Below are 21,029 nucleotides of genomic sequence, written 5' to 3' on the forward strand. Positions count from 1 at the left end.
CTTTATGATGCGGAAATTTCATCGAAACTTTCCACCGCCTGGCTTACCAGGCTTTCATCCAACGTAATTCCAAGATTTTCCGCTGCTTTTGTATTGACATAAAGTCCAGGTTCTGAAATTGTCTCGTAATTCATTTCGGACGCTTTCTTTTCTCCCTTTAATACCTGCGCCGCCATCTTTCCGGTCTGCTTTCCAAGTTCGATATAATCCAGTCCCTCTGCTGCTACACATCCAAGTTTTACCTGCTCAATTTCACTTCCAAATACCGGTATGTTCTGTGCGTTCGCCTTGTCAAGAATCGTCGCAAGGGAATTGACGACAGTATTGTCCGTCAAGTTTGTCAGACAGTCCACTTCGCTTAAAAGCTCCTCAGTTGCAAGAGAGATATCCGCTGTCTGGGTCACGCCTTTTTCTACAATCTCAAAGTCATAATCTCCTGCCAGCTCTTTGTATGTTTCCAACGCAGATACGGAATTTGCTTCACTTGTTGTATAGAGAATTCCGATCTTTTTCGCGTCCGGAAGAATCTGACGGATCATTTCCAGCTGCTCCTTAATCGGAAGCTCGTCACTTGTTCCTGTCACTTCTCCAACCGGAGTACCATCCTCATCAGCCAGCTTTGCAGCTACCGGATCTGTCACAGCTGTATAAATCACAGGAATGTCTGCATTCAACGCAGAGTTAAATGATGCCTGAGCACTTGGTGTCGCAATTCCGCAGATCAGATCTACTTTGTCGGATACAAATGCATCACTGATCTGTTTTGTCGTTCCCTGATCCGCTGCCGCGTTTTTATATTCAATTTTCAGATTCTTTCCTTCTTCAATACCTTCTTCTTTCAGTCCTTCTATAAAGCCTTCTCTGCAGTTATCCAGAGATCCATGCTCCGCAAACTGGGAAATACCAATTGTATATTCCGCATCTCCCGAGCTGCTTCCATCACCGCTTCCACATCCTGCCAGAAGTCCCATTGCCATCACTGCACTTAATAATACGGTTACCATTTTCTTTTTCATATTGTTTTCTCCTTTTCTACTACATAAAATATGATGATTCTTCCGGATGTTGTATGCCAAACATCCGGCCCTTGTCAGTAAGAAAGGAAGTGGAACCCTTCAAAGAAGTCTGTAAATCTTTTCTTCAAATAAAAATCCGCCCCAAGCTTCTGCTTGAGACGGTAATAATCATCTTATTATCGCGGTACCACTCAAATTGGCATCTGATGCCCACTTTCTCATGTACTAACATACACTCCTGATTGATAACGGGTTCGGTTCCCGACAAACCATACTTGCCATGCGGCTTTCAGGCTGCCCTCGAAAGTCCATTCAATCCTCCGCTCCATACAGCAGTTCCACCATCTGCCGCTCTCTGTGATATCGCCTGATGATCTACTCTTCTTTCTCATCGGTTTGAAATATAAATCTTGGATATACTTTATCACACTGCTTTACTGCTGTCAAGAAATTTTTTTATTTCTTCTGCAATCTGCCCTGCACTCTTTCCGTCTGTGGAAACTTCCAGATCCGCCGCCCTCTTATAATATGGCTCTCTTTTATCCAGCAGTTCACGGATGTACTCCGGCGTTTTGTTCTGTTCCAGAAGCGGCCTGTCATGGCTGTCCTTTACTCTTTCATAGATCGTCTCAGGGCTGGCGGTCAAAAGGACTACAATGCCGCACGCTTTCATGGCCTCCACATTCTCGTCCCTCAGAGGCACACCGCCGCCGCAGGAGATAATGGATCCTTCTCTTTCTTTCAGATTTCTCAGGAACCCGGTCTCGCACTGCCGGAAATAGGTCTCTCCCATCTGTGCAAAGATCTCCGGAATCGGCATCTGTTCCATGTCTTCGATTGCCTGATCCATATCGATCACATCCATATGCAGGAGTTCTTTCAGACTTCCTGAAATCGTTGTCTTGCCTGTCCCCATAAATCCGGTTAAAAATATGTGCTTCATCCTGTTTTCCGCCTTCCGTGATAGATTGACTTTCTTTTTCTCATTCTTTATAATCTTACCATAATCAATACCAGATAGAAAGAGGGAATCCCTATGTCATTACAAATCAGCGGGCATACCGGACTCTTAGGCTTCTTTGCCGATCCGGCGTCCCATTCCAGATCCCCATTGATGTACAACACGGCTTTTGAGAAACTGGGACTGGATTACGTGTATCTTGCATTTCAGATCGACCAGACAACACTTCCGGATGCTGTTCAGTCCATGCGTACCCTTCGGATGCGCGGAGCAAATGTTTCCATGCCGAACAAGACTGCTGTCATGCAGTATCTGGACGAAATCTCCACAGAGGCACGTCTCTGCGGCGCAGTCAATACCATTGTGAACGACGACGGGCATTTGACCGGTTATAACACTGATGGAAGCGGCGCTATGCTGGCTCTTTCCGAGGCGGGCGTTTCTGTTTCAGGAAAGCATCTTGTCATCCTCGGTGCCGGAGGTGCCGGCACTGCCATTATCACACAGGCGGCACTGGACGGCGTTTCAGAAATTTCTGTTTTTGTCCGAAAGTCAAGCTTCTGGAAATCCGAAGCATTTCTTGAGAAAATCCGGAAAGAAACCGGATGTCAGATTTCACTTCTGGATATCGGGGATCCTGCTGTCTTGAAACAGGAACTTGTCCGTGCCGATATTCTGATCAATGCCACCAGCATCGGCATGGAACCGAATACAGATGCCTGTCCGATTCCCGGACCGGAGTTTCTGAATGAAGGTCTCTTTGTCATGGATATTATCTACTCTCCGGAAGAGACAACGCTGCTTCGGTACGCCAAAGAAAAAGGACTGCCATGCTGCAACGGCCTTGGCATGCTTCTCTATCAGGGTGCGGCAGCATTCCGCCTGTATACCGGGGAAGAACTTCCGATTGAGGATGTAAAAAAAGCATGGGGCGTGGAAACACTCTGACGCTTCCACGATACGAAAAAGAGCAGATCCATCATCTCGCATGGAATCTGCTCTTTTTTATTACTCATTTACTTTTCAATCCTGACTGCCGTACCATTTGCGGACACTCCCAAAATATTGTTGGAAAGGGTAATATAATCAAAATCCACTCCGATCAATGCATTTGCACCGATCTTTTTTGCATTCTTTACCATTTCCTCATAGGCATTCCGCTTTACCTCTTTCATCTTGTTAGATGCGGTCGTTGACCTCTCTCCAAATAAATCCGTTAATTCCATGGAAAATTCACTGAAAAAACCGGTACCCAGAACAACATCACCGCTCACAATTCCAAGATAGGATTCAATTCTGTATCCTTCAAACGAATATCCTGTTGTGGCAAGAAATGCATCCTCGGAATCACAGAAAGAGAAAACATCAATCCCCTCCTTACTGAGATCCTCCTGTGATCTTTCCAATGCTTCGTCCGTGTACTGTTTGACTTTTGATTTCGTATCCGGATCTTTACACCGGTCCAGCAGTTCTACAGACAGGGAGATACATTGTTGTGATTCCCGGTTCTTTTTTGCCTGGTCAATTTTTTTCAACAGATCTCCGCACGTATTGCATACTGTGAAGCTGCATCCGGTATACGGTTCTGTTCCGCCTCCAAGCATTTTGAAATTGGATCCGCAGATATTACAGTTTCCCATAACTTTTTCCTCCTTTGCAACATTTTCTTTATCAGAACCCGGTTCTAAAACGGTGTTCCTACCATATCGTACGGTGTCACCTGATATACGTAATAGTTCAGCCAGTTCGTATACAGGTTATTTGCATTGGATCTCCAGGTAAGGAGCGGACGGTTTTCCGGATTGTCATCCGGGTAATAGTTGACCGGAAGTTCAATCGGAAGTCCTTTTGCTTTGTCACGCTTATATTCCTGATCCAGTGTCATCCGGTCGTATTCCGGATGTCCCATGACAAAAATCTGTTTTCCATCTTTAGTCATGGCAAGGAAGATTCCCGCTTCTTCAGACTCTGCAAGCACCATCAGATCCTCACACGCCTTGATCTGCTCCGGATCCACCTGTGTATGACGGGAATGCGGCGCGTAAAATACATCGTCAAATCCTCTGACCAGAGGGATTCTTCTGTTCATGACGCGATGGCGGAATACGCCGAACAGCTTCTTATCAAGCGGGTATTTATCAATTCCAAAATGATAATAATAAGCTGCCTGGGCTCCCCAGCACAGATGAATCGTGGAGGTGACATTGGTTTTTGTCCATTCCATGATCTCTTTCATCTCATCCCAGTAGTCTACTTCCTCAAACGGCATCTGCTCGATTGGAGCCCCCGTGATGATAAATCCGTCAAACTTCTGGTCTTTTACGTCCTGAAACCGGACATAGAATTTATTCAGATGGTTTGCCGATGTGTTCTTGGACTGATGATTGGACACCATCACAAAGGTCACATCCACCTGAAGCGGGGTATTGGAAAACGAACGCAGAAGCTGAAGCTCTGTATCCTCTTTGAGCGGCATCAGATTCAGCAGTCCTATTTTCAGGGGACGGATATCCTGGTGCACCGCACGGTGCTCATCCATCACAAAAATATTTTCACGCTCCAGTATTTCTTTTGCTGGAAGATCATTTTGTACTCGAATCGGCATCTTCTCTTCTCTCCTTTGTTTCTTCTAAATATGTAAATTCTCCATCTTCTTCCAGATACTCTACATCTCCGTAGTGTTCTGTGTCCGGAGGCAGTTTTTTCTTCTTCAGTTTCTCTTCCACTACCATCTTCACGATATAGTAAATCACAGCAAACGTCGGAACCCCGATGATCATTCCGATAAATCCGAACAGTCCGCCCCCGAGCAGAATGGAAAACACCACCCAGAACGCGGAAAGTCCTGTGGAATTTCCAAGAATCTTCGGTCCGATCACATTGCCGTCCAGTTGCTGCAGGGCAATGATAAAGATCAGAAAATAAAGTCCCTTAAGCGGATCTGCAAGGGCAATCAGGATCGTACTTGGAATAGCACCGATATAAGGTCCGAAGAACGGAATCACGTTGGTCACTCCGACGATCACGCTGACAAGCAGGATGTACGGCATGTCCAGAATGGTGATCCCGATAAAACAAAGTACGCCGATAATGGCGGAGTCAATGATTTTTCCGATAATAAATCCGCCAAAAATTTCATTGCTTTTTCTTGTAATATGCAGCACCATATTGGCGCGCTCTACCTGCATGCCCGCATACAGCATTTTTTTAATCTGTGCCGCAAAAGTTTCCTTTCCGAACAGCATGTAGACAGAAACAATACATCCGACAAGAAAATTAAACACTTCGCTTAATACATTAATAGCACCTGTCGTTATATTGGTCATCAGCACATTCATCTGCCTGAGCAGATCCGTTTGAATCCAGTTCTGAATATTCTCCGACGCATGATTCAAAATATTTTCCACTATAGCACCGACGGGCGACTGTTCTTTTTGAATATGATCAAAAGAGTCCATCACTGCGTTCAACTGCCCCGGCAATGTCTCCATTAAATTGTGAACGCTTGTTATGAGTTCAGGAATAAGCATATTCAACAGAGTAATAATAATTGCGAATAAAACAAGCAGAGCCAGGCAGATTCCAATTCCTCTGGAAAGTCTGTCTGCCGTCCTCTTCTTTTTCAGCTTCTTCTCCAGCAGCGGGCAAAGGTATCTGTCTACTGCTTTTACAATTGGATTCAGCAGATAGGCGATGGCAAATCCGTAAATAATCGGCTTCAGAATTCCCATGATCGTCCGGATCACGCCGAAGATCGTGTCTACCCTGAGAAACGCAAAATAAAGAACGATACATGCCGCGATTACAAGGAAAAATGTCAGACCTCTCCCAAAGGACTGGCGAATTCTGGACGGGCCTTTTCTTCCAAAAGCAGGCAGTTTATCCGGCTCTTTTTCCTTTTTGTTTCCGATTCCCGAATGACTGGTATCTTTTCGCTTCAAATTCTTCCCTCCCGGTTGAAACACATATAAATTTATTATAGCGAAAGCTTTGAAACGCGTCAACAAAAGAACAGACGGAAATCATTCCGTCTGTTCTCTTACTTCTTTCTTACCGGCACTGGAAAGTTGCGCACTCTGTCTCTTCGCAGCTGCATGCCCCGCCGCCTTCTACACTGATCTTCCCTGCATTACATTTGCAGTTTTCATTGTAACAGCATTCCTGAGCCTTACAGTCAATCGTGCTGAGAGGAGAAGCCTCCATGGACGCATTCGTAAATGTTCCGGATTTTCTCTCCTCAAAGCTGTCACAGCATGTGTCGGATGCATTTTTTGCCTGATCGCCTCCTACGCGAATACTGTCAAGATTACAATAATAGTTCTGATTGTGCATACAATTCTGCACCGTACATTTTAATTCTGGCATCTTTTCATCCTCCTTCTATTTCTCAGGAGGTAGTATGTCCAGCTTTCAGATAATCTATTCCTTTGTTTCGATTTCTCTTCTCACTCTTCCAGAGATTTCCTTTTTGATATCGCACAGGAAGTCTTCCAGAGCTTTCTGTCCTTCATCTCCTGCAAATCTGCTTCTTACGGAAACAAGGCTCTCTTCTTCCTCTTTTGCTCCTACTACCAGCATATACGGAATCTTCTGCATCTGAGCCTCACGTATCTTGTAGCCGATTTTCTCTGCTCTTGTGTCAATCTCGGCGCGGATTCCTGCCTCTTTTAATGCCTCAAATACTTTCTCTCCGTATTCCAGATGTTTGTCGGAAATCGGAAGCACTTTCACCTGTACCGGAGCAAGCCAGGTCGGGAATGCCCCTGCAAAGTGTTCAATCAGAATTCCGATAAACCGCTCGATGGAGCCGAATGCTACACGGTGGATCATGATCGGACGATGTTTCTCTCCGTCTGCCCCTGTATATTCCAGATTGAAACGCAGCGGAAGCTGGAAGTCAAGCTGGATTGTTCCGCACTGCCATGTACGTCCGATGGAGTCTTCCAGATGGAAGTCGATCTTCGGTCCGTAAAAAGCACCGTCACCCTCATTGACTACATAGTCCATTCCCAGTGCATCCAGTGCTTCTCTGAGCGCTTCTGTAGCCAGATTCCAGTCTTCATCGCTTCCCATGCTGTCCTCCGGTCTTGTAGAAAGTTCTACATGATATTTGAAGCCAAACAGCTTGTAAACTTCATCGATCAGAAGCGCAACACCCTTGATCTCATCTTTCACCTGTTCCGGTGTCATAAAGATATGGGCATCGTCCTGTGTGAAGCAGCGCACTCTCATCAGTCCGTGCATCTGTCCAGATTTCTCGTGGCGGTGTACAATACCAAGTTCTCCCATACGAAGCGGAAGGTCACGGTAGGAACGCGGTTCTGACTCATAAACGAGGATGCCGCCCGGGCAGTTCATCGGCTTCACGGCAAAATCCTGATCGTCGATTACTGTTGTATACATATTTTCTTTGTAATGATCCCAGTGTCCGCTTGTCTCCCAGAGATGACGGCTGAGCATGATCGGAGTGGAAATCTCCACATAGCCGTTCTTTGTATGGATCTCTCTCCAGTACTCCAGAAGCGCGTTTTTCAGCGCCATTCCTTTCGGAAGGAAGAACGGGAATCCCGGGCCTTCTTCTCTGAGCATGAACAGCCCCAGTTCTTTTCCAAGCTTTCTGTGGTCTCTTTTCTTCGCCTCTTCCATCATTGTCAGATACTCATCCAGATCTGCTTTTTTTGTAAAGGAAGTACCATAGATTCTTGTCAGCATCTTGTTCTTCTCATTACCTCTCCAGTAGGCACCTGCAAGGCTTGTCAGCTTAAATGCTTTTACCGCTTTTGTATTCATCAGGTGCGGTCCTGCACAAAGATCCGTAAACTCTCCCTGTTTGTAGAAACTGATAATAGAATCTTCCGGAAGATCCTCGATCAGTTCCACCTTGTACGGCTCCTCTTTTTCTTTCATCAGAGCGATGGCTTCCTCTCTTGGAAGTGTAAAGCTTTCAATCGGCAGCGCCTCTTTTACAATCTTTTTCATCTCTTTTTCGATCTTTTCCAGATCCTCTGTTGTAAACGGAGTCTCTCTGTCCAGATCATAGTAAAATCCATCAGCAATTGCCGGTCCAATGGCAAGTTTTGTCTCCGGATACAGACGTTTTACCGCCTGTGCCAGAATATGGGAGGAAGTATGCCGGAATGTTTCCTTTCCTCCTTCGTCCTGGAATGTCAGGATGCTGAGTTCGCAGTCATCGGAAAGCACCGTTCTCAAATCCACCACTTCCCCGTTGACTTCTCCTGCCATTGCCACTCTTGCAAGGCCTTCGCTGATATCGGATGCAATCTCGAATACAGACATGCTCTTGTCGTACTCTCTCACAGACCCGTCTTTTAATGTAATTTTCATCTTGTTCTTCCCCTTTCTATTATGTTTATTCTATGGAAACCCTCTCACGGTCCGGATGTTCACCTGACCATCCGACCGGAGGCATGGTATCGAGCTTTTGCATTTCTGCTTTCGTCAACTCAAAGCCGAAAATGTCCTGATTATTCTTCATCCGTTCCTCACTCGATGCCTTCGGAATTGGAATGATTCCTTTCTGGAAGGCATACCGCAGGCAGATCTGTGCCTGGGTCACATGGTGCCTTTCTGCAAGAGCACGGATCAGTTCATCATCCATCACCCGCCTTCTTCCAAGCGGGCTCCATGCCTGTACAAGAATATCATGTTCCTGGCAGTAGCGCACCGCCGCTTCCTGAGTATATCCCGGATGAAACTCCAGCTGGTCAACCGCAGGTACAACCTCACAGGATTCCAGAAGATTCTCAATGTGGTGCGGAAGGAAATTGCTGACACCGATAGCGCGTACCCGCTTCTCGTGATAGAGCTTCTCCAGTGCTTTCCATGTTTCGATATCCAGTTTCTTCCAGTTCTCACAGTCCGGCGATGGCTTCGGCCAGTGAATCAGATACAAATCCAGGTAGTCTGTCTGAAGATTTTTTAATGTCTGCTCAAAAGCCCGCAGAGTATTATCATATCCCATCTCATCTTTCCAGACCTTGGAGACAAGGAAAAACTCTTCCCTTGGAATTTTGCTTTCTTTCACAGCCTCTCCCACATAGGTCTCTGTCTGATAAAAGGAGGCTGTATCCAGATACCGGTATCCGCACCGGACAGCTGTTTTGATAATCTTTGATGTACTTCCTTCCGCTGCCTTGTAAGTGCCGAATCCCAGACACGGAATCTGTACACCATTGTTCAACGTCCTGCATTCTTTAATACTGTTCATTTCAAGTTCCTCCTTTTCTTAACTGTAAAATCAGATCCCTGTGAAATAAAAAGTCCCCTGCAGCTATCGCTGCAGGGGACGAGTTCTCACCCGCGGTTCCACCCCGCTTATGCCGTCCACCCCGAAAGATGAAAGACATCTCTTGCTGATAATGATAACGGTATTAAACCGGACGGTTTTGCCGCCGCTCAGAGGTAGTCTTCAGATGGTCCGTGATAAAAGGCTTCCAGCCAATGGCCTCTCTCTCTGGATCCGGTTTCACACCCTACTCGTCTCGTCACCACGTTTTCGTTTCTCAAATATAGAGTAATTATAATCATTCCGATTTTATTTGTCAATGCCTGTTTCTCCATCCTTTTACAGGCAAAAGCAGCACAGCCAGTGCTTCGCGCACCATATAATTCAGATAAAGAACCGGCTCTGACTTTGCCGGAACAGGGAAAAGTCTTTGGTACCCTTCCCTCTTTCCAAGAAGCCATGCCCGGTAAATGTGGAAGCTGTTCGTCACCACGCCGGCTTTCTTTTCCCTGATCTCCGGAATGAGCCGCGCCGTAAACCGTAGATTTTCCTCCGTTGTGGAAGACCGGTCCTCCGGAAAAATCCGCTCTCTTTCGATCCCTCTTTCGGCCAGATACTCTTTCATGGCCTCTGCTTCCGGGATATCCTCGCCTCTTCCCTGCCCTCCGGAAACCACAATTTTCACAGCCCTGTGTCTGACTGCATAAGTGTATGCCCTGTCAAGCCGGAGCTTTAGCGAGCTTGTGATCCGGGTACGGTCTACCTTTGCCCCAAGAACAATCAGATACTCCAGGTCTTTCGCTTCTTTCTGCCTGCCAAAAAACAGCATCCGGATCCAGACAGCCGCCACTGCCGTCCAAAGCAGTGTCCAAAGCACAAGTGCCGCCCGTTCAGCCTGCCACGGAAGTCTCTCCTGCAACAATCCATACCCGATGCAAAGCACACCGCAAAGAAGCCAGAAGCGGGAAAAGGTTGAATTCCATCTTCCGACATACCGGCATACAGCCAGATAATAAAGAAGACAGAACATTCCTGTCACAAAAGACATTATTTATTTTTGCCGCAGCAATGTTTGTACTTCTTGCCGCTTCCGCACGGACACGGGTCGTTTCTTCCGATCTTCTTTCCTTCTCTTACAAAAGTATGCATCTTTTTCGCTTCCTTATACAGCTCTTTCTGCTGTTCTTCGGAAAGCAGGATGTTCCACTGTGGAAGCTGGTAAAGCCACTCAGCCTTCGCATCTACCATGTTTTTGTAAAGTTTTTCTTTATCATAGATCAGATTGACCTCTGTATCTTCTTCCATGGTCTCGATCGGATTTTCGTTTATAAGGCTTTCGTTGATTCCGTCAAGGAATCCTACCATTGTCATAACTTCCACACCATATTTTTCGGCCAGTTCTTTCACTGTGCCTTTCACTTTCTCATCCGGGTTGGAAAGTAATTTTTCGTAAATTTCTTTTTCAGTCTGAAAATATGCGCCCCAGAAAGTCTCAAGCTGCTGCTTTGTCATCTCTCTGGAATACGCAGTCTCTCTCCACTGTTCCAATAACGTACTCATATCAAATTCTCCTTTGATTTAAAATAATCTTCGCAGACTTCATTATATAACAGGATATTTTATATTGCAAGAAAAACCACCCTGCCCTCTTCCATTGCTTTTTTAACGTATCTTTTATATAATTGTCATGAAAATAATCCATCAGGAGGTTTAACCATGAAAAAGACAAAACGAATTCTGGCTGTCCTTGGAATCATTCTTCTGATCACCATGTATGCCAGTACACTCATTTTTGCATTGATTGATCATTCCGCATCCCTGGGATTGTTAAAAGCATCCATCGCCTGTACAATTTTCGTTCCTGTTCTGCTTTATGCCTACACTTTGTTTTACCGTCTTCTTCACCGAAACGATGAAGATATGTAATCTCTTTACCAGAATATCAGATTTCAGCAAACATTTTCCTGTAGAATAAAACAGTGTGCCCGGAGCAAATCATTTTCTCCATGGACACACTGTTTTATTATCTGCCCGGGACCTGACTTCCGGCCGGGCGTTATTCTATTTTATTTCATGCCAGACTGAAAAAAAGAATCGGGTTGAAATCCACCCCTGCGTCTTCTCTCTGGCTTCTTTTTTCTTTTTCTTTCATCTCTTTTCTTCTGTTTAAGTATTCTTCCATTGAAATTGCTTCCATGCGTCCCGGTATACTACTCTGCTGCATATAAAAACCTCCTTTTTCTGTTTCCCGGTATCACTATTATATGAAACGGAAAAAAACTTTATGACTCCCCCTTTACATCTTTCACTTTACCATCGAAATGTGTCTGTTTTGTGGCACTGTTCTAAAATTTATCTAACTTCTTTCTTAAAAAAATAAACAAAACCGCTCTTATCTGTTATCACTTTATCTCTTGACAGTATAAAAGTTTTATTTTACACTAGTAATAATTTTTAAAGGAGGACTCGAACATGGAAAACTTAATGATACCAGAGGGCTACCGCCCGCCGCTTTCCATCCGTGAAACGGAAGTTGCCATCAAAGAGGTGAAAGATCACTTTGAAAGGTCTCTTGCAAAGAACCTTCATCTGACACGTGTATCTGCCCCTCTTTTTGTTCGTCCGGAATCCGGACTGAATGACAACCTGAACGGTGTGGAACGCCCGGTTTCTTTTGGAATAAAAGAGCAGAATGATAAAGAGGTGGAGATTGTACACTCTCTCGCGAAGTGGAAACGCTATGCGCTGAAGCGTTATGGTTTTCACTCCGGAGAAGGTCTCTATACAGATATGAGTGCGATCCGCAGAGATGAGGATACCGACAATCTTCATTCCATCTATGTGGATCAGTGGGACTGGGAAAAGGTGATCTCCAGAGAAGAGCGTAATGATGAAACGCTGGAATACACGGTACGGAAAGTCTATGCGGCACTGAAGGAAACCGAACACTTTATGGCACGGCGCTATAACTACATCGGAGAAATTCTGCCGGATGACATTACATTTATCACTTCCCAGGAGCTGGAAGATCTCTATCCTGAATGTACGCCGAAGGAGCGGGAATACCGCTATGCGAAACAGAAAAAAGCCATCTTCATCAAACAGATCGGAAAAACATTAGCGTCCGGCGAACGCCATGACGGACGTGCTCCTGACTACGATGACTGGGAATTAAACGGCGATATTATCGTCTACTACCCTGTTCTTGATACAGCTCTCGAGCTTTCCTCCATGGGAATCCGTGTCGATGAAGCTGCGCTGAAACGCCAGCTTGCTCTTGCCGGCTGCGAGGAACGTGCCGAACTGGATTTCCAGAAATCTCTCCTCGGCGGGGAACTCCCGTATACAGTTGGAGGAGGGATCGGACAGTCCCGTATCTGTATGTTCTACCTGCGCAAGGCTCATATCGGTGAAGTTCAGTCTTCCATCTGGCCGAACGAAGTGGTTGAAGAAGCTGCGGTAAACGGAATTCCGCTTTTATAGATTTCAAAACCGCTCTGAACCACTTATTCCGGACATCCAAAACGGCTGCATGATGAATCATCATGCAGCCGCTCTTTCTTGTTTTTCTTTATCTGTAAATGATATCCTCACGTCCCGGTCCGTTGGAAACAAGTGTGATCGGGTAACCGATCTTCTCTTCTACGAACTCGATGTATTTCCGGCAGTTTTCCGGAAGATCTTCGTATTTCCTGATGCCGCGGATATCGCATTTCCATCCCGGAAGCTTTTCGATCACCGGTTTTGCCTTCTCCAGAAGGTAAGTCGGCGGGAACTCTGTTGTGATTTCTCCGTCGATATCGTAAGCAACGCATACCGGAATTTCATCCAGGTAGCCAAGTACATCCAGTACTGTGAACGCCACATCAGTTGTTCCCTGCATACGGCATCCGTATTTGGATGCAACCACATCAAACCATCCCATTCTTCTCGGACGGCCTGTCGTTGCGCCGTACTCTCCGCCGTCACCACCGCGGCGTCTCAGCTCGTCTGCCTCTTCTCCGAAGATCTCGCTGACAAACGCACCTGCTCCTACCGCACTGGAATATGCCTTACATACTGTCACGATCTTGTTGATCTCATATGGCGGAATTCCTGCGCCGATTGCACCGTATGCAGCCAGAGTGGAAGAAGATGTAACCATCGGATAGATTCCGTGGTCAGGATCTTTTAATGTTCCAAGCTGTCCTTCCAGAAGGATCTCTTTTCCTTCTTTTAATGCTTCGTGAAGGAATAAAGATACATCGCAGACATACGGCTCGATCATCTCCTTGTAACCCATCAGCTCTTCGAACAGCTCGTCCGGCTGAATCAGCGGTTTATGATATAAGTGCTCCAGAAGAACATTTTTCTGCTCTGCAACACGCACAACCTTTTCCTTTAACAGTTCTTCATCAAACAGTTCGCTTACCTGGAAGCCGATCTTTGCATACTTGTCTGAATAGAACGGGGCGATTCCGGACTTGGTAGATCCGAAAGATTTCTTTCCAAGACGCTCCTCTTCATACTGGTCAAAGAGCTTGTGGTAAGACATTACCATCTGTGCACGGTTTGACACTTTGATCTTCGGAGCCGGCACATTTCTGTCCACGATAGACTGAATTTCATTTATTAAAACCGGAACGTCCAGTGCAACTCCGTTTCCGATTACACTTGTTGTATGATTATAGAACACACCGGATGGTAGTGTATGAAGTGCAAACTTTCCATAGTCGTTGATAATCGTATGACCGGCATTTGCTCCTCCCTGAAAGCGGACGATGATATCGGCCTGCTTTGCGAGCATATCCGTAATCTTACCTTTCCCCTCATCTCCCCAGTTAGCACCTACTACTGCTTTTACCATAACATATCCTCCTGTATGTGAATCGTTTTTTAACCACCTAAGCATTATACTATATTTTTAGGCAAATGTACATTTGATTTTCCGTTTTTCGGAAGTTTTCCAAAGATTTCGCAGCCTTTCCGCCCGGCAGGATGCTTTCCGGGACATATCCAGGTCTACATCAGAGGTGCAAACAGCCTCAGCACCTGTCCTTCGATTTTTTCCTTAACACTTCGCTCCTGAACCTCTTTCATCGTCACAAAGTGACACTTCTTCAATGTCTCCTGAAAGTCCCTCTCAATATCCGCGACAACCGGATTGTTATAAATAAAGACTCCATCTTCAAAATGAAGATACAGACTTCTGTAATCCAGATTAATTGTTCCTACTGTCGCGGTGTCATCATCAGATACGAAGATCTTGGCGTGAACAAATCCCGGAGTATACTCATAAATCCGGACCCCTGCTTCAATCAGTTCTTTATAATATGTCTTCGCCACCGCAAACGCATACGGCTTATCCGGAATGTGCGGCATGATGATGATCACTTCCATCCCGCTTTTTGCCACACGGGCGAGCGTTTTTATCATTTCATTATCCAGAATCAGATACGGTGTCATAATGTGGACATACTCTTTTGCATGATTCAGGATATGGAAGTATACTTCCTCACCGACAGTCTCATTGTCGTACGGGGTATCCCCGTACGGAAGAACGTATCCGTCTTTCGGATCAAACGGTTTACGGGAAGGATACAAATACTTTTCGTAGGCATCACTCTTCTTCTCATCGATATTCCACATCTGAAGAAACATGATCGTAAGACTCTGTACGGCATCTCCTTCCAGCATGATCGCCGTATCCTTCCAGTGTCCGAAACGCTCTCTCCTGTTAATATATTCATCCGCCAGATTAACCCCGCCTGTAAATCCTACCTTGCCGTCAATCACACAGATCTTTCGGTGATCACGGTTATTCTGAATTGTGGATACAATCGGATTGATCGGATTGAATACCTTACACCGGATTCCTCTTCTTCTAAGATACCACGGATAATCTGACGGAAGCTTGGAAATACTGCACATACCGTCATACATAAACCGGACTTCCACGCCTTCGGCAACTTTTTCTTCCAGAATGTGACGGACTTCATCCCACATTTCTCCGCCTTCCACGATAAAGTATTCCATAAAAATGAAATGCTCCGCCTTTCTCAGCTCTCTTTTAAGCGCATCAAACTTGTCCTCTCCAAGAGGGTAATATTCCAGCCTGGTGTTGCCATAAGTCGGGAATCCCATATGTTTTCCAAGATAAAAGGACAGATTCTTATTCGCCAGTTTACTCTCCTTCATGGCATCAATGATCTCCATATCCTGACACATGTACTCTTCGGTCTCTTGCCGGAGGGTTTCAAGCCTCTTTCCAATATACCGCGTACCGATTTCGGATTTGACATAGATGTAGAAAAACGTTCCGAAAATCGGAAGAGCCATGATACACAGGACCCATGTCAGCTTAAACGCCGGATTATCTTCCGAATTAATGATATAAATCACCGCAATCGTACCGATAATACTGAAGACTCCATATAAATAGGTCCAGCTATCCGTCAGAAAATAAATACCAAAAACCATGACAAGAATCTGGATCAGAATCAGAAGAAGAATGACAGCAGTTCTGCCGTAGATCACACTGAAGAGTTTCTTTTGTACTTTTCGCTTTTTGCTTGATTCCAAATTCAATACCTCGGTTCCTTACTAAATACGGTTTATTCTAACACATTTCATTTTACACCTCAACTCCAAACGATTCAATCATTCATTAACTATTCTAAACTTCTATTAAGAAAATATAAAATTATGAATCTTTTCTTTCTTTTTCACTCAAAAAGTATTACAATAAGGATAGTATATGATTGAACAGAAAGGAGTTGCCCTTTATGGCGAAAAAATGGACAAAAGGTATCGTCGGACTCGCGGCGATCGGTGCAGCAGCGGCCGGCATTCTTTATATGAAGAATAAAAAAGACAATGAAGAGCTGGAAGACGAATTTGCTGATGATTTTGAAGATCTTGACTTCGATCTGGATGATGATTTAAGCGATACATCCGGACGAGAATATGTACCTCTGAACAACGGTTCTTCTGAAGAAGAGCAGGAGGAATCATCTGAAGAGGAGGCCTCTTCTGAAGAAGCCGCGTCCGACGATGAAGAGTCTGAAGAAGACGAAAAAGACAACACGGAAGCATAATATCCATGGAAATCAATGCTGCTCTGCAAGACAGAGCAGCTCTTTCTTTTTGAAAGGAGGTATATTATTTTGACCTGCTCCGATTTAACTCTTGTTCCCAGCAGCCATCTAAAACCACTGGATGTCATCTCCGGATTTCAGGTACGTCCCGGATTTTTTCTTTCTCCTGGAACCACCGTTATTCCCGGAGGTGTCAACTTTACGATTCAATCACAGGCTGCTACCTCCTGTGAGTTGCTTCTCTATCACCGGGAGGCTGAAGAACCCTTTGCAGTTCTGAAATTTCCGGAAACCTACCGGATCGGTTTTGTCTACTCCATGATCGTATTCGGGCTTGACATCGAAGAGTTTGAATACGCCTACCGGCTGGACGGCCCGTACGAACCGGAAAAAGGACTTTGTTTTGACAAGACAAGAATTCTTCTTGATCCTTACGCAAAAGCTGTCACCGGGCAGAGCCGCTGGGGATGTAAAAACGACCAGAAACATGGATATCGTGCCCGTGTTGTCAGAAGCAATTTTGACTGGGGCGATCATAAACAACCGATGATTTCCATGTCGGACACGATCATCTATGAGCTCCATGTCCGGGGATTTACAAAAGATCCTTCTTCCGGCGTCACACATCCCGGCACCTTTGCCGGATTGATCGAGAAGATTCCCTACCTTCTTGAGCTTGGTGTGACTACCATTGAGCTTATGCCGGTATTTGAGTTCGATGAAATGCGGGACTGCCGTCTCCTCGATGAAAATCAGCTTCTGGATTACTGGGGCTATAATCCGGTCAGCTTTTTTGCTCCAAATACAAGTTATGCCTCTACCTCCGAATATAACCGGGAAGGGACCGAGTTGAAGCAGCTGATCCGTGCATGTCATGCAAACGGCATCGAGGTGATCTTTGACGTGGTATTTAATCACACAGCCGAAGGTGACGAGCGCGGTCCATATATTTCTTTCAAAGGATTCGACAATCAGATTTATTATATGCTGACCCCGGACGGACATTATTATAATTTCAGCGGATGTGGAAATACGCTGAACTGCAATCATCCGGTCGTGCAAAATCTGATTATGAACTGCCTCAGATACTGGGTAACAGAATACCGGGTGGACGGCTTCCGTTTCGATCTTGCTTCTATCCTTGGAAGGAACGAGAACGGATCCCCTATGAACCAGCCTCCCCTTCTGCAGTCACTTGCTTTCGACTCCATCCTCGGCAATGTCAAGCTGATTGCCGAGGCGTGGGATGCAGGAGGACTTTATCAGGTCGGTTCCTTTCCATCCTGGAACCGCTGGGCAGAATGGAACGGTAAATACCGGGATGATATGCGGCGGTTTCTAAAGGGAGATACTTTCATGCTTCATGCCGCAGCGCAGAGAATTATGGGATCACCGGACCTTTATCCTCCGGAAGGGCGCGGAAGCAATGCTTCCGTCAATTTCCTGACCTGCCATGACGGCTTCTGCCTGAATGACCTGTATTCCTATAACACGAAGCACAATGAAGGAAACGGATGGAGCAATGCGGACGGCACCAACGATAATTACAGCTGGAACTGCGGGGTCGAGGGGGAAACGGATGATCCGGATGTTCTTTCCCTTCGTCTACGTATGATGGAGAACGCATTTGCCGTACTCTTATGCAGCCGCGGAACCCCGATGTTTCTTTCGGGAGACGAATTCGGAGACACCCGGTACGGGAATAACAACCCGTACTGTCAGGATAATCCGGTTTCCTGGCTGGACTGGTCGCTGATTGAGAAAAACCAGAATCTGTTTTCCTTCGTCAAGTATATGATCGCATTCCGTAAGAGACATCCTGCCATCCGTACAGATCTTCCTGCCGGAAGATTTTCTTTCCCGTCGATGAGTTTTCACGGTATCCATCCATGGGAACCTGTATCTGACCTGGAATCGCACGTTCTCTGTGTGCTGTTTTCCGGTTTTGACAAGGAACAGCAGATTCAGGATACCATCTACCTTGCCATCAATACACATTGGGAACCCGTTACCCTTTTTCTGCCCGATCTTCCTTTTGAATGGAACTGGCACATTGCCGTCAATACCGGTGATCCGTCCCGGACGATCTTTCAGGATACGGAAATGCCTCCGGCAGAACATACCGTCCTTTTAGGTGAACGTTCCGTCATTCTCTTTGTTGTCAAAAAACGGAGTGTCTGATTTCTATCAGACACTCCTTCATTTTTCTTTTCTCTTATTTCACAAAGGCTGTAAGTCCCGGCTTTTCTACGGCAATTCTTTCGTCAAGCCTTGCAAGCATACTTTCCTTATCTTTCGGGAGTTTTCCTCTGACCCGGAACTCAATCATGTCATGAAATCCGTCGTAAAGCACTTCCTGCCCCCAAGGCTTAAGAAGCTCCAGAAGTCTTCTCTCTTCGATCAGATTTTCCAGCTCATCCGCAGGCCGGAATGTACCTTTTTGAATTTCTTCGTACAATGCTGCCCGTTCATGAAGAAACATGGAAAAATTAATCATTCTGGACGGCCTGGTCCGGTTAAAAAACTCTGCGGTATACTCCGCATTTTCTATACCTCTGCCCTTTCCGGCTATACCGGTCATAAAATGCGCATCGTAAATCAGCCCGGCTTCTCTCATCCGGTCAATCTGCCGGTATGCCTGCTCTAATGTATGATCCTTATTCATAAAAGCAAGGACATCATCCAGTCCGCTCTCAATACCAAGATATAGATGCCGGACTCCCGCTTCGTAGAGCCTTCGCAGATCCTCATCGCTTTTCCGGCTGATATCGGTCACAGTCGCATCCATGTGAATCCCCTCGCATCCCGGAAAATGAACATGTACCCTTTCAATAATCACCAAAAGTTTTTCCGTTGAAAGTCCGAATGCATTTCCATCTCCCAGAAATACGGTCCTGGGATTTCCGCCCACCGTACTGACCCGTTTTAATTCTTCTTCGATCTGTTCCATTGGGAGCTCCCTGTATTTCAGATGTTTGAACAGGGTGCAGAATTTACAGCCGTTATACGCGCACCCCACTTCCACAGGAAGCATAAAAGAGGAACGTTCCATCGGTCCCCTGCAAATCTGTCCTTCGTAATTCATACCATCACCTGCACCTTTCCTGCCTTTATTATACACCGTAACAGGCAGAAAGGCGGAGAAATCTTTAAGAAAATTTAAGATTTTTGGCAAAACCACTTGCAGGCAGGCTGTGACTGGTATAGTATTATCATGTTTTATAGATTTATACTAAGGAGGACATTATGTCAAATTCAAACCACTCGTCTCAAAACAGGCAGTATGCCTCAGTTTTTGAGCTGAACGGAGTACCGAAGTTTGGCCAGGCACTTCCTCTTGCGCTTCAACACGTCGTTGCCATGATTGTTGGATGTGTCACCCCTGCAATCATCGTATCCGGTGTGGCCGGACTCAACGAACGTGATCAGGTCATTTTAGTGCAGGCTGCCCTTTTCACTTCCGCAATCAGCACTCTGCTTCAGCTGTTTCCTTTTATCCGGTTTAAAAATTTTCAGCTCGGTTCGGCTCTTCCGGTCATTATGGGAATCAGCTTTGCCTACGTGCCAAGCATGCAGGCCATCGCCGCGAATTCTGATGTCGGAACGATTCTCGGCGCGCAGCTCATCGGCGGATTTGTCGCAATTATAGTCGGTCTTGCCATACAGAAGATCCGTGTTCTGTTCCCGCCGATCATTACCGGAACCGTCGTATTTACAATCGGACTCTCCCTGTATCCTACCGCGGTCAACTATATGGCAGGAGGTACTTCGAATCCTGATTACGGTTCCTGGAAAAACTGGCTTGCGGCCTTTTTCACTCTTGCCGTAGTAGTCGGTCTGAATCACTTTGCGAAAGGATTTTTAAAGCTTGCGTCCATCCTCGTAGGAATCATCGCAGGGTATATCTTTGCATCGTGTCTGGGACTCGTCGATTTTTCCGGAATCCAGTCCGCGGGCTACTTCCAGCTCCCGCAGCCACTGCATTTCGGACTTTCTTTCGATCCATCCGCCTGCATTGCGATCGGTGTGTTGTTTGCCATCAACTCCATTCAGGCGATCGGAGATCTTTCTGCTACAACAGTAGGAAGTATGGAACGGGAACCAAAAGATAAAGAACTGCAGGGCGGTATCGTCATGTACGGAGTCACAAATATTCTGTGCTCCCTGATCGGCGGACTTCCGACAGCAACTTACAGTCAGAATGTCGGCATTGTTACGACAACAAAAGTCATCAACCGCTGTGTACTTGGTCTTGCAGCGGTCATCATGCTGGTTGCCGGATTTGTCCCGAAATTTTCAGCGCTTCTGACTACGATTCCTCAATGTGTACTTGGAGGCGCAACGATTTCCGTTTTCGCATCCATCGCAATGACCGGAATCAAGCTGATCATGCTCCAGGAGATGAATTACCGGAATACCGCTATTGTCGGGCTGTCAGTTGCCCTTGGCATGGGTGTTACACAGGCACCTGCTTCACTGGCGTCATTTCCATCCTGGGTTACAACAATCTTTGGAAGTTCTCCGGTTGTCCTTGCAACACTGACGGCGATTATTCTGAATACCATTCTTCCGAAAGAAGAAAAAAAGAAATCATAGATAAACAATCGGATAGGGGAGATTTGACCCTCCCCTTCCACACCACGTAGCGTACCGTTCGGTACTACGCGGTTCAATAGTTTACACGTACTTTCAGATAGTGGGCAGTCATGGATGGATATCCAAGTCTGTCC

At 45.9% G+C, this 21,029-nt stretch carries 21 protein-coding genes and 1 other annotated feature; of the genes, 6 read left to right on the forward strand and 15 right to left on the reverse strand.

The annotated features are described in order from the left end of the window. Positions 1 to 2 precede the first annotated feature (2 nt). Together B5E64_RS09405 and B5E64_RS09415 are read right to left on the reverse strand one after the other, a co-directional pair. Positions 3 to 1,016, reverse strand: a complete 1,014-nt coding sequence (locus B5E64_RS09405; protein ID WP_087168265.1) for an ABC transporter substrate-binding protein — start codon at positions 1,014 to 1,016, stop codon at positions 3 to 5. Between the two features lie 151 nt (positions 1,017 to 1,167). Further along, positions 1,168 to 1,417 (reverse strand) — a binding site (T-box leader). A gap of 23 nt (positions 1,418 to 1,440) precedes the next feature. Beyond that, the gene (locus B5E64_RS09415; protein ID WP_087168266.1) at positions 1,441 to 1,959 is read right to left on the reverse strand and encodes a shikimate kinase; all 519 of its coding nucleotides are present in this window, start codon (positions 1,957 to 1,959) and stop codon (positions 1,441 to 1,443) included. Between the two features lie 93 nt (positions 1,960 to 2,052). On the opposite strand from B5E64_RS09415, the gene aroE reads away from it, so the two are divergent. Next, positions 2,053 to 2,925 carry a shikimate dehydrogenase gene (gene aroE, locus B5E64_RS09420; RefSeq protein WP_087168267.1) on the forward strand — a complete coding sequence of 291 codons (873 nt, stop codon included), beginning with the start codon at positions 2,053 to 2,055 and terminating at the stop codon, positions 2,923 to 2,925. Between the two features lie 68 nt (positions 2,926 to 2,993). Here aroE and B5E64_RS09425 read toward each other — a convergent pair whose 3' ends face one another. The 9 genes from B5E64_RS09425 to B5E64_RS09460 form a co-directional block, all read right to left on the reverse strand. Then, positions 2,994 to 3,617, reverse strand: a complete 624-nt coding sequence (locus B5E64_RS09425; RefSeq protein WP_087168268.1) for a YbjQ family protein — start codon at positions 3,615 to 3,617, stop codon at positions 2,994 to 2,996. 44 nt (positions 3,618 to 3,661) lie between these two features. Further along, the gene (metA, locus tag B5E64_RS09430) at positions 3,662 to 4,582 is read right to left on the reverse strand and encodes a homoserine O-succinyltransferase (protein ID WP_087168269.1); all 921 of its coding nucleotides are present in this window, start codon (positions 4,580 to 4,582) and stop codon (positions 3,662 to 3,664) included. After that, positions 4,560 to 5,918 (reverse strand): AI-2E family transporter, encoded by a 1,359-nt coding sequence (locus B5E64_RS09435; protein ID WP_087168270.1) that lies wholly within the window; start codon positions 5,916 to 5,918, stop codon positions 4,560 to 4,562. The genes metA and B5E64_RS09435 overlap by 23 nt, the downstream gene beginning before the upstream one ends. A gap of 109 nt (positions 5,919 to 6,027) precedes the next feature. Continuing rightward, positions 6,028 to 6,342, reverse strand: coding sequence for a DUF1540 domain-containing protein (locus B5E64_RS09440; RefSeq protein WP_087168271.1), 315 nt, complete (start codon positions 6,340 to 6,342; stop codon positions 6,028 to 6,030). Between the two features lie 54 nt (positions 6,343 to 6,396). Then, positions 6,397 to 8,322, reverse strand: coding sequence for a threonine--tRNA ligase (gene thrS / locus B5E64_RS09445; RefSeq protein WP_087168272.1), 1,926 nt, complete (start codon positions 8,320 to 8,322; stop codon positions 6,397 to 6,399). A gap of 25 nt (positions 8,323 to 8,347) precedes the next feature. Next, the gene (locus tag B5E64_RS09450) at positions 8,348 to 9,205 is read right to left on the reverse strand and encodes an aldo/keto reductase (RefSeq protein ID WP_087168273.1); all 858 of its coding nucleotides are present in this window, start codon (positions 9,203 to 9,205) and stop codon (positions 8,348 to 8,350) included. A gap of 188 nt (positions 9,206 to 9,393) precedes the next feature. Next, on the reverse strand, positions 9,394 to 9,525 hold the full coding sequence (locus B5E64_RS18640; protein ID WP_275532797.1) for a hypothetical protein: 132 nt from the start codon (positions 9,523 to 9,525) through the stop codon (positions 9,394 to 9,396). A 14-nt stretch (positions 9,526 to 9,539) separates the two neighbouring features. After that, positions 9,540 to 10,271, reverse strand: a complete 732-nt coding sequence (locus tag B5E64_RS09455; protein ID WP_087168274.1) for a YdcF family protein — start codon at positions 10,269 to 10,271, stop codon at positions 9,540 to 9,542. Next, positions 10,271 to 10,783 (reverse strand): SEC-C metal-binding domain-containing protein, encoded by a 513-nt coding sequence (locus B5E64_RS09460; protein WP_087168275.1) that lies wholly within the window; start codon positions 10,781 to 10,783, stop codon positions 10,271 to 10,273. The genes B5E64_RS09455 and B5E64_RS09460 overlap by 1 nt, the downstream gene beginning before the upstream one ends. 156 nt (positions 10,784 to 10,939) lie before the next feature. Between B5E64_RS09460 and B5E64_RS09465 the strand changes: the two genes are divergently transcribed. Beyond that, positions 10,940 to 11,149: a hypothetical protein gene (locus B5E64_RS09465; protein WP_087168276.1), complete on the forward strand. Its 210-nt coding sequence runs from the start codon at positions 10,940 to 10,942 to the stop codon at positions 11,147 to 11,149. 145 nt (positions 11,150 to 11,294) lie between these two features. Here the strand turns inward: B5E64_RS09465 and B5E64_RS18040 are convergent, their stop codons facing one another. Beyond that, the gene (locus B5E64_RS18040) at positions 11,295 to 11,447 is read right to left on the reverse strand and encodes a hypothetical protein (RefSeq protein ID WP_162610171.1); all 153 of its coding nucleotides are present in this window, start codon (positions 11,445 to 11,447) and stop codon (positions 11,295 to 11,297) included. A gap of 248 nt (positions 11,448 to 11,695) precedes the next feature. On the opposite strand from B5E64_RS18040, the gene asnA reads away from it, so the two are divergent. Next, a complete protein-coding gene (asnA, locus tag B5E64_RS09470; RefSeq protein ID WP_087168277.1) occupies positions 11,696 to 12,706 on the forward strand; it encodes an aspartate--ammonia ligase in 1,011 nt (336 codons plus the stop codon). Between the two features lie 88 nt (positions 12,707 to 12,794). Here the strand turns inward: asnA and B5E64_RS09475 are convergent, their stop codons facing one another. Both B5E64_RS09475 and cls read right to left on the reverse strand, forming a co-directional pair. Beyond that, positions 12,795 to 14,069 (reverse strand): adenylosuccinate synthase, encoded by a 1,275-nt coding sequence (locus tag B5E64_RS09475; protein WP_087168278.1) that lies wholly within the window; start codon positions 14,067 to 14,069, stop codon positions 12,795 to 12,797. A gap of 155 nt (positions 14,070 to 14,224) precedes the next feature. Beyond that, complete coding sequence (gene cls / locus B5E64_RS09480) at positions 14,225 to 15,739, reverse strand: cardiolipin synthase (protein WP_242960137.1); 1,515 nt, start codon at positions 15,737 to 15,739, stop codon at positions 14,225 to 14,227. 248 nt (positions 15,740 to 15,987) lie between these two features. Here cls and B5E64_RS09485 point away from each other — a divergent pair, with 248 nt between their 5' ends. Both B5E64_RS09485 and glgX read left to right on the forward strand, forming a co-directional pair. Continuing rightward, a complete protein-coding gene (locus B5E64_RS09485) occupies positions 15,988 to 16,299 on the forward strand; it encodes a hypothetical protein (RefSeq protein ID WP_087168279.1) in 312 nt (103 codons plus the stop codon). A gap of 63 nt (positions 16,300 to 16,362) precedes the next feature. After that, a complete protein-coding gene (gene glgX / locus B5E64_RS09490; RefSeq protein WP_343284055.1) occupies positions 16,363 to 18,480 on the forward strand; it encodes a glycogen debranching protein GlgX in 2,118 nt (705 codons plus the stop codon). Positions 18,481 to 18,514: 34 nt separating this feature from the next. Here glgX and B5E64_RS09495 read toward each other — a convergent pair whose 3' ends face one another. Further along, positions 18,515 to 19,384 (reverse strand): radical SAM protein, encoded by an 870-nt coding sequence (locus B5E64_RS09495; protein WP_087168281.1) that lies wholly within the window; start codon positions 19,382 to 19,384, stop codon positions 18,515 to 18,517. A 161-nt stretch (positions 19,385 to 19,545) separates the two neighbouring features. Between B5E64_RS09495 and B5E64_RS09500 the strand changes: the two genes are divergently transcribed. Then, entirely contained in the window at positions 19,546 to 20,895 is a 1,350-nt protein-coding gene (locus tag B5E64_RS09500; protein ID WP_087168282.1) for a nucleobase:cation symporter-2 family protein, read from the forward strand. Positions 20,896 to 21,029 lie beyond the last annotated feature (134 nt).

The sequence above is a fragment of the Drancourtella sp. An12 genome (assembly GCF_002160935.1).
GTDB classification, from domain to species: domain Bacteria; phylum Bacillota; class Clostridia; order Lachnospirales; family Lachnospiraceae; genus Sellimonas; species Sellimonas catena.